Here is a 13,950-nt window from a genome sequence, read left to right on the forward strand (position 1 = left end):
CGGCAGCCCCGCTCCGCCCGCGCCGCCGGGCGGAGACTGTCTCAGACCTGCGGCACCGGCGGCCGGCCGGCGTTCTCCCAGCCCACCGCGGCACGGGCGCGGGAATTGCCGAACTCCTTGAGCGGGTTGCTGTAGTAGTTCCACGGGAACGCGCCGCAGAACGGGCCGATCAGCTGGAACTGCTGCACGGCCTCGGCGTGCCGGCCGACACCTTCCAGGGAGTACGCCAGCACGTGCCGGACCTGCGGGAGCCGGTGGTGCCCCAGGGGTGCCTGCGCCACCTCGCGCCACGCCGCGTCCACCGCGGCCGCCGTTTCGGGCAGCCGGAAGATCGCATCGTTGCCGTCCCGGATCTCCTGCTCGAAGACGGCGAACAGCGGCAGGGCGGCCAGCAGGTCTCCGGCCGGCGCCGACGCGGCGGCCTTCCGGGCGAACTCGTGCATCAGCTCGTGGGAGCCGCGCCACTTCGCGCACCAGTACTGCAGGGCGGCGGTGTGCGCGCCGAAGTGGTGCGGCGCGCGCGAGACGATCTCGGCCCACAGGGCCTGGAAGCGTTCGTGCGACCAGCCCAGACCCACTGCGATCCAGATCTGGGCGATGTACGGGCTCGGGTCCGCCGGAGCGAGCTCGGCGGCTCGCCGGCAGGCGGCCTCCGACTCGGCGAGCACCCGGTGGAAGGCGTCGAACTGCTCCTGCGTGGTGTGCTTGGCGGTCTTGGCGCCGCGCAGCTTCCCGGCCAGGGCGACCATGGCGTCCGCGTGCACCAGGGCGGCGCCCGGGTCGTTCGGCCGTTCCGCCAGCCAGGCCTTGACGAAGGTGTCGTCGTCGGCCGCCGCGTTGGAGAGGTGGCCGAGTCGGTACCACCGCAGGTCCCAGTCGGTGCCGGCCGCTTCGAGGTAGGCGGCGGCCGACCTCCAGTCACCCGCCCGTGCGGCCGCCTCGACGGCCTCGCCCTCGGGATCCGCGGCGACCCGGGTGGTGTCGATCTGGTCGCCGGGGACGAAGCCGTAGGCGGCGGGGTCGATCGTGCGGCCGCCACCGGCCGGGGCCGGTGCGGCTGCTGCCGCGGCAGCACGCTGGGCGCGACGGGACTTGCGATAGGCGGACACGGCGGCGACGACTATCAAGCCGGTGCCGCCGCCGAGAGTGGAGAGAACGTCCATGGTGCGGTCGATTTCTGTGAGCCGGGAGGGGGGTGATTCCGGTGGTCAGCGGGGGGCCGGGGGGAGGATGAGGCCGGCGTTCGCCAGCAGGGTGTGCAGTGGCCGCCCGTCCGGAGCGTCCGAGGCCAGGGCGTCGACCGCGGCCGGCAGGCCCTGAGCCAGGGCCTCGGGCAGCCGCAGCCGCACCGGCTCGGCCCAGGAGACCTCCCAGCCGGCCAGTCCGGCGTCAGCCAGTGCGATCACGACCAGGTCGGACAGCGCGGTCCGCAGCACCGGGCGGGTGAACTCCCGGGCGGCCCGGCCGGTGGCGGCGCGGGCCTGTGCGCTCTTCGGCAACCGGTCGGCGATCTCCCAGATCGGACCGGCCGTCAGCTCGGCCAGCAAGGCGGCCGCCGGTAGGTCCGGGCCGACGGCCCGGCGCAGGGCGTCCGCGCCCGCGGCGTGCCGCGCCCGGCCGGTCTGCCGGGCCAGTTCGGGCCAGTCCAGCCGCGTCATGGCGGCGGACTCCGGCGGCAGCGTGACGGCCTCCACCCGGGCGATGGTCTCCTCGGGGAAGCTCAGCAGACCCAGGGCAGGTCCGGAGCGGGCCGTCGGGCGGCCGTCCGGCGGGAGAGCCTCGACGGCGGCGATCCGGGCAGCGAGCGGCGGATGCGAGTCGTACGGGTGCTGCTCGGCCTCGGGCACGTCGGGCCCGAGCCGGGCCGGTTCCTCCCGACGCGCCGGTTCGGCCAGCAGGTGCGCCAGGCCACCGTAGACCTGCCCGGGCAACGGAAGCAGCCCGGCCTCCCAGCCGACCATCGCGTAACGGTCCAGGTAGTGGTCCAGCGCCGAGTCGAGCACCGGGAGCCGGCGCAGCGCCGAGGCCGTCGCGTCACGGCCGGCGAGCTCGACCGCGACGAGGTCCGCAGCCACCTCCTGCCGACGGCTCACCGCGCTGGAGACGGTCAGGTACAGCCTGGCGTAGGCCGTGAAGATCCGGGCCAGCACCTGGTCGACGCCGCCGGACGCCTGTGCCGTCCGTACCCGCTTGCCCTTGGCGCGCCGCTCCGCTGCCAACGCCGCGAGCTCGGCGGCCTGCGCGGCCTCGCTCCGGGCGGCCCGCTCGCGCAGCGCGCCGACGGTGTGCACGACAGCCTGTCGGCCGGCATGGGTCAGCCCGCCCAGTCGGGTGTCCCGGTTGCCGAAGTGGCCCAGCTCGTGGGCGATCACCGCGTCGAGCTCGGCCTCACCGAGACCGATCAGCAGCGGGATCCCGAGCTCCATCCGCCGCCGCCCGGGCAGCAGGCCCAACAGCCGGACATCCTCGCAGACCTGGGCGTTGACCTGCGCGACGAGCCTCACCTCGTCCGGCCCACGGGTGCCGGACTCCTGCGCCAACTGCTGCACTCGCGCCCAGAGGGCCGGCTGCTCCGCCCTGCTGACCGACACTCCCGGTGACGGCTCGCCGGGCCCGTGACGACGGGTGAGGAACACCGTGCGCACCACCGGGTAGGCGAGGACCGCGCTCAAGGCGTAGACCTTGAGCCCGCCGAGGCCGAACGGGTGTGCCGAGTTGACCGCGAGCAGGACGTCGACGGCGAGGAGACCGCCGACGATGCCGAGAGCCAGCAGGTAGAAACCGGCGAGCAGCGCCAGCGCCAGCAGAGCGCGTGCCACCAGCCCGATGCCGGCGGCCGACAGGTCGGCCGTACGGGTGGCCGGCTGCTGGTGACTCGCCATGGTGGTACTTCCTCGCCGGGACCGGGAAACTCCTCGGACCGCAGACACGGAGTGTGACGGCCGGCGGCGATCGTACCCACCGAGTTCCGGGTCGGAAAACGCCCCCTGGCCGAAGCCGGGCCACGCGGAACCGCCCGTCCGTCATCGGGCCGCCCGAATGCGGTCGCGCAGCCACTGCCGCGCGGATGGCGATCATCTCTCACATCGGCGGGCCGGCGTTACCGGGTGCGGCGCACCGAGCGGTGACGCGGGCCGGTCACGGATGCGGGCGGGTGCGCTGGGCGGGGAGGGAGGGGGCCGGGGCCGGGGTGCGGCGGGCGAGTTCGGCGAGGGTGTGGAAGAGGACCTCACCGAGCAGAACCGGTTCGCGGGAGGCGACGGGCGCATCCGGCGCGTCCGGCGCGTCCGGGTAGGCGGTGGTGGGGCGGCGGGTCGGGGGCGGCTCGTCTCGGAGCTGGCTTGTGGGCATGGCTCTTCCTGCCGACGGGGTGACCGTGATCATTCCTGCCCGTTCGACCCGCACCGACACCCCGGACAGGGGCGAATCGGCCTGAAACGGCGCCTGGAGGGCCGGAACCCGCCCGTACGGCCACGGCTGCGGCCGCCGCCCCGGGCGGTGACCCGGCGGTCCCGATGGGTCAAGATGGACCGGTGACCGAACCCCGCACCGCCCCCCGCCTCATCGCCACCGACCTGGACGGCACCCTGCTCTGCACCGCCGGCACCGTCAGCGATCGCACCGCCGCGGCCCTGGCTGCGGCCGAGGCGGCCGGGATCCAGGTGGTGTTCGTGACCGGGCGGCCGCCGCGCTGGATGCAGCAGGTGAGCCCGCACATCGGCGGCCACGGGGTGGCGATCTGCTCGAACGGCGGCGCGATCGTGGACGTCCGGCGCGGCGAGCTGGTGGAGTGCTTCCCGATGTCGGCCGGGACCACGCTGGCGGTGGTCGAGGCGCTGCGGACCAAGCTGCCCGGCACCGCCTTCGCCTTCGAGTACGCGGACGGGTGGGCCCGCGAGCCCGGGTACGAGGTACTGATGTGGGGCGACGACACGGTCCGCGCGATCGGCCCGGCCGAGGAGCTGCTGGCGGACGGCGGCCCGGTGCGGGGCCTGTTCAAGCTGCTGGCCAAGCACCCGGACCTCGACCCGGACACCTTCCTCGCCGAGGCCAGGACGGCCGCCGGGCACTTGGCGGAGATCACCCGCTCCGCGCCGATCCCGCTGCTGGAGATCAGCGCGTCCGGCGTCACCAAGGCCAGCACGCTGGCCCGTTGGTGCGCCGAGCACGGGATCGACCGCAGTGAGGTGGTGGCCTTCGGTGACATGCCGAACGACCTGGAGATGCTGGCCTGGGCCGGGACCGCGTACGCCGTCGCCAACGCGCACCCGCAGGTGCTGGCGGCGGTGCCGCTGCACACCGTGAGCAACGAGCAGGACGGCGTCGCGGCCGTGCTGGAGGGGCTCCTGCCCCGGTAGGACCCGGCGACCCGGCAACCGGGAAACCGGGCAACTTCCCTAGCCGAAGCGACCGTTGACGTAGTCGGAGGTCCGCTGGTCGCGCGGGCTCCCGAAGATCTGCCCGGTCGACCCGGCCTCGACGATCCGGCCCGGCCGCTCAGCGGCCATCGGGGCGTCTCGACGACACGGCCCTCTCGGGCAGTTCGCGGGCCGGCTGCTCAGCGAGCAGCACCACGAAGCGCCGGAAGGCGTTCCGGCACGTCGCGTACCGCTCGTAGGCGCGGCTGGACCGCACCTCGGGGAGACCGCGCGATCCGGGGATGACCCAGATCCATCCGATGCCGTCGCGGACATGGGTGATCCGCGCGGTCAGTTCGGCGGCCCCGGCGCGCAGACCGTCGAAGCCCCGCTCGGCCTCGCCGGACGTCTCGAACAGCGCGGAGGTGATCGCCACCACCCGGCCGTTGGACGCCTTCAGCTGCCAGCGGTAGCGCCCGTCCGGAGCGCGTTCGGTCCGGAACCCCCCTCGACTTGCCCCTGCTGCGGTGTTGCCGCGGCCGGAAGCGTTCACTGCCCCTCCGTCCGGTTTCCCCTCCGAGACGGATGACAAGCTATGTGCGCACACGGAACCGCCGAAAGCCCGGAACGTTCACAACTTGCGCTGTTGGCCGGGAAGTTCTCCCTCGTTCAGCTTTCACCTCACGCTTGTTGCGCGCCTACAGCCGGGCCGTCCGTCGCCCTCGCCGACCGGACCGGTTGGCAGCAGGATCATGCCGAGCGCGGCGTCGGGCACCCAATGGGGTGTCGGCTCGGGAGTGGCCTCGGGAAGGTCTGGCGTGGGGTCTAGGAAGAAAGCCTAGTTTGTACGGTTTTCAGTCGAAGAAGGTCACCGCTTTCAGAGACCCGCCGGCTCCAGCAGGCCGTCCGCCTCCCGCTCCCGTCGCCACATCGCGTGCAGCCGCCCGTCCGGGTCGGCGACCAGCTCGGACCAGCGGCCGCGCTCGGCCACCCGGCCGCCGTCCAGCACCAGCACCTCGTCCACGGTGGCGTCGTCCAGCCCGGCGAGCCGGTGGGTGATCAGCACGGTGGTGCGGCCCTCGGTGGCGGCCAGCAGGTCGGCGGTGAGGGCGTCGGCGGTGGGCAGGTCGAGGTGCTCGGCGGGCTCGTCCAGGACGAGTACGGGGAAGTCCGCGAGCAGCGCCCGGGCGAGGGCGAGCCGCTGGCGCTGGCCGCCGGAGAGCCGGGCGCCGTGCTCACCGACCATGGTGTCCAGGCCGTCCGGGAGGCCGTCCGTCCAGGCCAGCAGCCGGGCGGCGGCGAGTGCGGCGCGCAGCTCGGTCTCGTCCGCGCCGGGGCGGGCCAGCCGCAGGTTCTCCCGCAGCGAGCTGTCGAAGACGTGGGCGTCCTGGGCGCAGAGGCCGATCACCCGGCGGACGTCCTCGCCCGCGAGCGCGCGACTGTCCACAGCCTGTGGACGACCGGCGGCGAAGGTGACGGACCCGGCGCCGGGCTCCAGGAAGCGCAGCAGCGCCTGGGCGAGGGTGGTCTTGCCGGAGCCGGACGGGCCGACCACGGCGATCCGGCGGCCGGGCGCGAGGTCGAGGTCCACCCCGGCGAGCGCGTCCACGGCCTGTCCGGGGTGCCGTACGGTCAGCCCGCGCACCGCGACGGGCAGCGGCTGCTCGGGCAGGGCGACCGGCTCGGCGGGCTCCTCCACCGGTGCGGGAGCGTCCAGCAGCTCGTCCAACCGGGCCTGCGCGGCGCGGCTGCGCTGGCGGGCCTGGACGGCGAGCGGCATCCCGGCGACGGCCTCGAAGGCGGCCAGCGGGGTCAGCACCACCAGCGCCAGGCAGACCGGCGCCAGCGCCCCGTCACGCACCCCCTGGACGCCGACGGCCGCCGCGCCCACCACCGTCAGGCCGGTGAGCAGCGCGATCAGCCCGGTGCCGAGCGCGGTGGTGGCGGCCGAGCGGGCGGCCAGCCGGGTCAGCGCGGAGTCAGCGGCGCGGACGGCGGCCAGCCGACCGGGCAGGGCGCCGGCCACGGTGAGCTCGGCGGTGCCGGTGAAGGCGTCCACCACGGTGGTGGCCAGCTGCCCGCGGGCCGGGGCCTGGCGCCGCTCGGCGCCGGCCGACCAGCGGGCGGCCAGCGCGGGCACCAGCACGCCGGCGAGCAGCAGGCCGAGGCCGAGCACCAGGCCGGCGGCGGGCAGGAAGGCGCCCGTCGCCACCACCGAGACCAGCGCCACCACGGCGGCGACGGCGGCGGGCAGCCGCCAGCGCAGGTAGTGGTCCTGGATCGCGTCGACGTCGGCGACCAGCCGGGAGAGCAGGTCGCCGCGCCGGAAGGCGGGCAGCCCGGCCGGGGCGAGCACGGTCAGCTGCCGGTAGACGGCGGCCCGCAGGGTGCCGAGGGTGCGCAGCACGGCGTCGTGCGAGACCAGCCGCTCGGTGTAGCGGAAGAAGCTGCGGCCGATGCCGAAGGCGCGGACCGCGGTGACGGCCATCATCAGGTACAGCACCGGGGGCATCTGGGAGGCCCGGGAGATGAGGTAGCCGGAGGTGGCCATCAGGGCGACGGCGCAGCCGAGGGCGAGCGAGCCGAGCAGGACGGACAGCGCCAGCCGGGGGGCGGCGGGCTCGGTCCCGGGCTCCTCGGGCTCGGCGGGGGCGGGCGTGGGGCGGACTGTTACTCGCCCGCTCGCCTCCGGGCGCTCGGACCCGGCGCCGACGCTCTTCGCTCCGGCACTCCCTCCTTCGTCGGTCGCTTGTCGCTCTCCCTCCTTGCCCGCCATCGGGCAGGAGGGGCCCAGGCTTTCGGCACCGGCGCGCCCTTCGGCTCGGGGCGGAGCCGGGTGGCCGAGCGGGGCCGGGTCGCCGAGCGGGGCGACCGGATCCGAGGCCGCGACGGCAGCGGGCCCCGCCAGCCGGACCCGCTCGTCCGCGACCGCCAGCAGCGCCGGCCGGTGGGCGACGACCAGCACGGTGCGCGCCGGGTCCTCGGCGAGGGTCCGGACGGCGGCCACGACGGCGGCCTCGGAGCCGCCGTCCAGGTTGGCGGTGGGCTCGTCCAGCAGCACCAGCGGCCGGTCGTCGGCGAGCAGCACCCGGGCGAGCGCGAGGCGCTGGCGCTGTCCGGCGGAGAGCCCGGCGCCGTCCTCCCCCAGCCGGGTGTCCAGGTCGGTGACGAAGTCGAGGGCGTGGGCGGCCCGCAGCGCCGTCCACAGCTGGTCGTCGGTCGCCTCCGGGCGGTAGAGCCGCAGGTTCTCGGCGACCGTCCCGGCGAACAGGTGGGGGTGCTGCGGCACCCAGGCGATCTGCCGCCGCCAGCTCTCCGGTTCCAGCTCGGCGAGGTCGTACGCGCGACCGTCGGCGGCGGTGATCCGGACGGTGCCGGCCTCGGGGGTGGTGAGGCCGAGCAGTACGGACAGCAGGGTGGACTTGCCGGCCCCGCTCGGGCCGGTGAGGGCGGTGCTGGAGCCGGGGCGCAGGGTCAGCGCGGCGCCGTCCAGCGCGGGCACGGCGCGCCCGGGGTGGCGTACGGTCAGGCCCTCGGCGGTGATCACGGCGCCGGTGAGCTCGGGGGCGGGGCGGGTCGCGGCTGCGGGCAGCGGGGTCTCCAGCACCCGGAAGATCTCGTCGGCGGCGGTCAGGCCCTCGACGCTGGAGTGGTAGAGCGCGCCGACCTGGCGGATCGGAACGTACACCTCGGGGGCGAGGACGAGGATCAGCAGCCCGGTCTCCAGGTCGAGCGAGCCGTCCACCAGCCGGAAGCCGATGGTGACCGCGACCAGCGCGACGGACAGGGTGGAGAGCAGCTCCAGCGCGAAGGAGGAGATGAAGGCGATCCGCAGCGTGCGCAGGGTGGCGCGGCGGTAGTCGGCGGTGATCCGGGCGATGGTGGCGGCCTGGGCGCGGGCCCGGTTGAACACCTTGAGGGTGGGCAGGCCGGCGACCACGTCGAGGAAGTGGTGGGAGAGCCGGGCCAGGGTGTCCCACTGGCGGTCCATCCGGGACTGGGTGGCCATCCCGATCAGCACCATGAACAGCGGGATCAGCGGCAGCGTCCCGGCGGTGATCGCGGCCGAGGTGACGTCGGCGCCGGCGATCCGCAGCAGCACGATCACCGGGACGACCACGGCGAGGGCCAGCTGCGGCAGGTAGCGGGCGAAGTAGTCGTCGAGGGCGTCGATGCCGCGGGTGGCGAGGGCGGTGAGTTCGCCGGTGCGCCGGCCCGCCAGGTAGGACGGGCCGAGCGCGGTGGCGTGGTCGAGCAGCCCCAGTCGCAGGGTGGACTTCACCCGGGCGACGGAGCGGTGCGCGGTGAGCTCGGTGAGCCAGCCGACCAGCCCGCGCCCGACGGCCGTCAGGGCGAGCAGCACCAGCGGGGTGGTCAGTTCGCCGAGGGTGGCGCCGCGCTGGAAGCCGCGGACGACGATCTCGGCGATCAGGCTCGCCTGGGCGACCACCAGGGCCGCGCCCGCTCCGCCGAGGAGCACGGATCCGGCGAGGAAGGCACGGGTGGTGCGGGCGTACCCGAGGAGTCGGGGGTCGACCGGCTTCACGGCGTCAGGCCTGGTCGAGCGGGGCGGCCGGGTGGTGCCCGGGGATGTGCTGGACGCCGATCCGCTTGCGGAACACCCAGTAGGTCCAGCCCTGGTAGAGCAGCACCAGCGGGGTGAACACGGCCGCCACGACGGTCATCAGCTTGAGCGTGTACGGCGAGGAGGCCGCGTTGCCGACGGTCAGGCTCCAGCCGTCGTTCAGGGTGGACGGCATGACGTTCGGGAAGAGCGCCAGGAAGAGCATCGCGACCGCGGCCACGACGGTCGCCCCGGAGAGGACGAACGCCCAGCCCTCGCGGCCGCGCTGGTTGGCCGCCAGCGCGCCGAGCAGGGCCAGCACGGCGATCACCATCGCGACCAGGCTCTTGGCGTTGCCGCTGTCGGCCTGGGTCCAGGTCAGGAAGCCGAGGGCGAGGACGGCGGCCGCCAGGCCCGCCCGCAGGGCGGCCCTGCGGGCGCGCACACGGATCTCGCCGACCGTCTTGAGCGCCGCGAACACCGCGCCGTGGAAGGTGAACAGGGCGAGCGTCACCAGGCCGCCGAGCAGGGCGTACGGGTTGAGCAGGTCCCAGAAGGTGCCGACGTAGTTCTTCTGCGCGTCGATGTCGACGCCGCGCACGATGTTGGCGAAGGCCACGCCCCACAGGAAGGCCGGGATGAGGGAGGTCCAGAAGATGGCCTCCTCCCAGTTGCGCTGCCAGCGGGCGCCGTCGCGCTTGGCCCGGTACTCGAAGGCCACGCCGCGGACGATCAGGCAGACCAGGATGATCAGCAGCGGGATGTAGAAGCCGCTGAAGAGGGTCGCGTACCAGTCCGGGAAGGCCGCGAAGGTGGCGCCGCCGGCGGTCAGCAACCAGACCTCGTTGCCGTCCCAGACCGGGCCGATGGTGTTGATCAGCACCCGGCGCTCGGCGGTGTCGCGGGCGAGCGGCTTGGTGAGGACGCCGATCCCGAAGTCGAAGCCCTCCAGGAAGAAGTAGCCGATCCACAGGACCGCGATCAGCACGAACCAGACGTCGTGGAGTTGCATGTCAGATCCTCAGTTCCACGGTGGGGTGCGTCAGTACGCGAAGGCGAGCGGCTTGTCGGCGTCCTCGTCCGCGGACGGGCCGCGCAGCGACGGGTCCCCGGTCGGGGGCCGCTCGGTCACCACCGGGCCGGCCTTGGCGTACTTGACCAGCAGCCGGACCTCGACCACGGCGAGGATCGCGTACAGCACGGTGAAGGTGACCAGCGCGCCGATCTGGGTGCCGACGCCGACGTTGGGGGAGACGGCGCTCGCCGTGGTCATCAGGCCGAAGACGGCCCAGGGCTGACGGCCCATCTCGGTGAAGATCCAGCCGAAGCTGTTGGCGATCAGCGGGAAGCCCATGGTCAGGATGCCGATCCGCCAGCTCCACTTGGTGAGCAGTGGGCCCAGTTCCCGTTTCGGGGTGAGCATCAGCCGGGGCACCTCGGTCTCGCCGGTGCGGAATTCGGGGCGCAGGAAGAGCTTCCGTCGGGTCGTCCAGAGGCCGACCAGGCCGGCCATGAAGGAGGTCATCCCGAAGCCGATCATGAAGCGGAAGCCCCAGTAGGTCATGAAGACGCTCGGGATGTAGTCCTTGGGGTTGCCGCCGTGCGCGGCGGCCTCGGCGGCGGCGGTGTCGTTGATGCCGGGGACGGCGGAGCTGAAGTCGTCCTTGGCGAGGAAGGACAGCACTCCGGGGACCTCCAGCTCGACCGAGTTGTGGCCCTTGCTGACGTCGCCGACCGCGAAGATCGAGAACGGCGCGGGTGCCTGGGTGTCCCACAGGGCCTCGGCGGCGGCCATCTTCATCGGCTGCTGCTCGAACATGACCTTGCCGAGGGTGTCGCCGCTGAGCGCGGTGCCGGCGCCGAAGATGACCGCGATGACCAGGCCGAGCCGCAGCGAGGTGCGCATCACGGCGGTCTTCTCGGGGTCGGCGGTCTCCGGCCTGCGCTTGGCCTTCCAGAGGTGGAAGGAGGCGATGCCGACCATGAAGGCGGCGCCGGTGAGGAAGGCCGCGGTCAGGGTGTGGAAGACCACGGTGAGGGTGGTGTTCTGGAACAGCACCTTGGCGATGTCGGTGAGCTGCGCCTTGCCGGTGGCCTTGTCGATCGAGTAGCCGACCGGGTGCTGCATCCAGCTGTTGGCCGCCAGGATGAAGTAGGCGGAGAGCACGGTGCCCAGCGAGACCATCCACATGCAGGCGCAGTGGATCTTCTTCGGCAGCTTGTCCCAGCCGAAGATCCACAGGCCGATGAAGGTGGACTCGAAGAAGAAGGCGATCAGCGCCTCCATCGCGAGCGGGGCGCCGAAGACGTCACCGACGAAGCGGGAGTAGTCGGACCAGTTCATGCCGAACTGGAATTCCTGCACGATTCCGGTGACGACACCCATCGCTATGTTGATGAGGAAGAGCTTTCCCCAGAACTTGGTCGCGTGGAAGTACTTCTCCTTGTTCGTGCGCACCCAGGCGGTCTCCAACCCGGCCACGATCGCGGCGAGGCTGATGGTGAGCGGTACGAAGAGGAAGTGGTAGACGGTGGTGATGCCGAATTGCCATCGCGCAATGGTCTCGTGAGCGATTGCCAGTTCCACGTCGCCCTCTCTCCAACGGCCCCTCTCAGGGCGTTTTCGGACAAACCTCGTCCATAGCCGTAGACCGCTGCTCAACCACGCAGGCTTGTCCGCTTGTGAACGTGAACACGTTCACAAGCCTCAGTATCCATCATCCTTACGAGGGAACTGCAGGTGGGGTGGGGTTGACAGTCGTGTGCCATGCGTCACGGTTTGCGCTGCGGTCCGCACAGTCTGCGGATCCGGCGGGGGCCGGGGCAACGAACGACCGGGCGGACCACGCGCGCCTCTTGGCCGAACCGGCGCTTGACAGGGGCGCGCCCCGCTCGCTTCGGCGAGCGGAGCGTGCTAGGCGGGCGGGGCCTGCTGGGCGGGCGGGGCCGGCTTCGGGTGCAGGCCCGTGACTACGGTCGACCCAGGAGCTGGGCGCCCGAGGTGGAGTCGGCGCGGGCGGTGAAGAACTCGGTGAAGCCGCGCAGGAACTCCTCCACCGTGATCCGCCCGTCCCCGTCGGTGTCCAACTGGCGGAAACCGTGCGACAACTCGGCCGGATGGACCCTCGGCCCACCGAACACCGCGCGGTACTCGTCGAACTCCAGGAAGCCGCTGCCGTCGGCGTCGGCCGCGGTGAACACCGCCCGCAGCGCGGGCAGCAACCCCTGCTCCAGGTAGGCCTCGTCCCGGTCGCAGCCCGCCAGAGTGGCCGCCGTGAACTCCTCCCGGCTGACCCGGCCGTCCCTGTTGGCGTCCATCACCGCGCGCAGCTGCTCCCACCAGCCGTCGAACGCCTCGTACACCCGGGCCTCGGCGGCCTCGTCCAAGTCCAGCTGCCAGCACACGTTGTGCGCCATCGCCCGCAGGTCGTGCACGGTGATGTAGCCGTCGCCGGTCTGGTCGAGCACCTCGCGGAAGAACCGGTCCACCCGGGGCCCGCGCGCGTCCCGGCGCATCGGGCGGTAGCGGCGCGGCGGGCGCTGCTCCTCCGGGGAGCGGTAGCGCAGTCGGTCCGGGAGCAGGGGTACGACGGCACCGGCGCCGCGGTGCAGCAGGACGGACAGCAGCGCGCCCCGCCGGGTGGCGACCAGCCCGAACCGCTCCCGCACCACCGGCGGCAGGTCCGCCACGGTCAGCTCCCGGATCACCCGGGCGACCAGCCCGCGGGTGACCCGCCAGCCGGCGTCCCCGAGGAACCAGAGCCGGCGGGGACGGGGAGCCTCCCGCAGGATGCCGTCCAGCAGGTAGCGGGTCGCTTCGTTGAACTCCAGCCTCTCGCGGGCGTAGCGGGCGAAGTAGGAGGGCAAGTCCGCTGCGCTCTTGGGCAGTTCCTCTTCCGGCAGGCCGAAGGCCGCGATCGCCTCCTTGAACTCCCCGTACGCCAGCTCCAGTTGCGCGGCGTCGTACCGGTCTCCGCCCAGGCTCCGCATCGCGACCACGCACTCGAACAGCGTCAGCAGCACCCACACCCTGGTCGCCGCGTCCCGCGCGTCGTACGGGCGCCCGTCCGGCGTCGTCCCCCGGATCCGCTTGTGCGCCCGGTCCAGCCGCGCGACCTCCCCCCGCAACGCCTCCGCGTCCTGGTAGAAAAGCCGCCGCCCGCTCCCCAGCGTGTGCTCGATCCGCCGCCACGGATGCGCCCGGTACGTGGAGTGCTCCGTCATGCCGGCCCCCACCACCGGGTCGGCGGCCTGCAGCACCAGGAGGCGCCAGGCGACGAGGGCGATCCGCCACTCGGACAGGTCCCGTTTGAACGAAACGTCGGGGTCAGTCACGGCGTTCGCCGGTGATCCCGGGGCCGATCACGAAGCCCTTGGCCGGGCCCTCCGGGATCACGGCCTCCTTGCCGCACGGAATCCGCGCGGAGTACTCGTAGGCGCGGCGCTCCCTGTCCGGCCCGGTGAGGACGGTCACGGTGCCGCCCTCGTCGCAGTCGTCGATGATCACATACACCGGGATGCCTGCACCGGCGTAGGCGCGACGTTTGAGGACATGGTCGCGTTTGCGGGCCTCGGCACCCGGCGAGACAGTCTCGACAACCATCGAGACCCCTGAGGCCAGCACCCCCACGCCCTCGGGATGCTCGATGTCGTCTGTGTCGTCCGGCGCCACAAAGACATCCGGGATGAACACCTTGAGATCGGCAATCACGTTGCCGTCCTGTGCCGGCCCGTAGCCGGTACCGCTCAGGTAGTCGTACAGAGCCCGACCCAGCCGCCTGTTGACGGTGAAGTGACGGGTCTCGCCAGTGGGTGACAACGTGATCGTCCCCTCGATGATCTCCGCGCGGAACCCCTCGGGCACATCCATGGACTTCCACGCTTGCCACAACACCTGGTCCAGGTTCACGACGGTCACCTCAGAAACGAGCGCGCTCACGAGACACCTCTTTCCCGTCCAGTGTGATCAGCCTGTACGAGCTCGCACAAGCGACGGCAGCACAGTCGCACACGACCGAGGGGCCGACC

Annotated in this window: 10 protein-coding genes; 1 reads left to right on the forward strand and 9 read right to left on the reverse strand. The window is 72.9% G+C overall.

Going from position 1 to position 13,950, the window contains the following annotated elements; genetic code table 11:
- Nucleotides 1–41: 41 nt before the first annotated feature.
- The 3 genes from ACH4E7_RS02935 to ACH4E7_RS02945 form a co-directional block, all read right to left on the reverse strand.
- Nucleotides 42–1,163, reverse strand: coding sequence for a hypothetical protein (locus tag ACH4E7_RS02935; protein ID WP_396247232.1), 1,122 nt, complete (start codon nt 1,161–1,163; stop codon nt 42–44).
- 45 nt (nt 1,164–1,208) lie between these two features.
- Nucleotides 1,209–2,882, reverse strand: coding sequence for a M48 family metallopeptidase (locus ACH4E7_RS02940; RefSeq protein ID WP_396247233.1), 1,674 nt, complete (start codon nt 2,880–2,882; stop codon nt 1,209–1,211).
- 256 nt (nt 2,883–3,138) lie between these two features.
- Nucleotides 3,139–3,351 (reverse strand): hypothetical protein, encoded by a 213-nt coding sequence (locus tag ACH4E7_RS02945; protein WP_396247234.1) that lies wholly within the window; start codon nt 3,349–3,351, stop codon nt 3,139–3,141.
- 164 nt (nt 3,352–3,515) lie between these two features.
- Between ACH4E7_RS02945 and ACH4E7_RS02950 the strand changes: the two genes are divergently transcribed.
- Nucleotides 3,516–4,358 carry an HAD family hydrolase gene (locus ACH4E7_RS02950; RefSeq protein ID WP_396247235.1) on the forward strand — a complete coding sequence of 281 codons (843 nt, stop codon included), beginning with the start codon at nt 3,516–3,518 and terminating at the stop codon, nt 4,356–4,358.
- Between the two features lie 139 nt (nt 4,359–4,497).
- Here ACH4E7_RS02950 and ACH4E7_RS02955 read toward each other — a convergent pair whose 3' ends face one another.
- From ACH4E7_RS02955 to ACH4E7_RS02980, 6 genes are all read right to left on the reverse strand, one after another.
- Nucleotides 4,498–4,911, reverse strand: a complete 414-nt coding sequence (locus tag ACH4E7_RS02955; RefSeq protein ID WP_396247236.1) for a DUF1508 domain-containing protein — start codon at nt 4,909–4,911, stop codon at nt 4,498–4,500.
- 324 nt (nt 4,912–5,235) lie between these two features.
- Nucleotides 5,236–8,904, reverse strand: coding sequence for a thiol reductant ABC exporter subunit CydD (gene cydD / locus ACH4E7_RS02960; RefSeq protein WP_396247237.1), 3,669 nt, complete (start codon nt 8,902–8,904; stop codon nt 5,236–5,238).
- Nucleotides 8,905–8,908: 4 nt separating this feature from the next.
- Nucleotides 8,909–9,934, reverse strand: coding sequence for a cytochrome d ubiquinol oxidase subunit II (cydB, locus tag ACH4E7_RS02965; protein ID WP_396247238.1), 1,026 nt, complete (start codon nt 9,932–9,934; stop codon nt 8,909–8,911).
- A gap of 30 nt (nt 9,935–9,964) precedes the next feature.
- Nucleotides 9,965–11,509, reverse strand: a complete 1,545-nt coding sequence (locus ACH4E7_RS02970; RefSeq protein ID WP_396247239.1) for a cytochrome ubiquinol oxidase subunit I — start codon at nt 11,507–11,509, stop codon at nt 9,965–9,967.
- A 383-nt stretch (nt 11,510–11,892) separates the two neighbouring features.
- Nucleotides 11,893–13,257 (reverse strand): oxygenase MpaB family protein, encoded by a 1,365-nt coding sequence (locus tag ACH4E7_RS02975; RefSeq protein ID WP_396247240.1) that lies wholly within the window; start codon nt 13,255–13,257, stop codon nt 11,893–11,895.
- Nucleotides 13,250–13,861 carry a Uma2 family endonuclease gene (locus ACH4E7_RS02980; RefSeq protein WP_396247241.1) on the reverse strand — a complete coding sequence of 204 codons (612 nt, stop codon included), beginning with the start codon at nt 13,859–13,861 and terminating at the stop codon, nt 13,250–13,252. Before ACH4E7_RS02980 ends, ACH4E7_RS02975 begins: the two co-directional genes overlap by 8 nt.
- Between the last annotated feature and the right edge of the window lie 89 nt (nt 13,862–13,950).

The sequence above is a fragment of the Kitasatospora sp. NPDC018058 genome (assembly GCF_044327205.1).
Lineage (GTDB): Bacteria > Actinomycetota > Actinomycetes > Streptomycetales > Streptomycetaceae > Kitasatospora.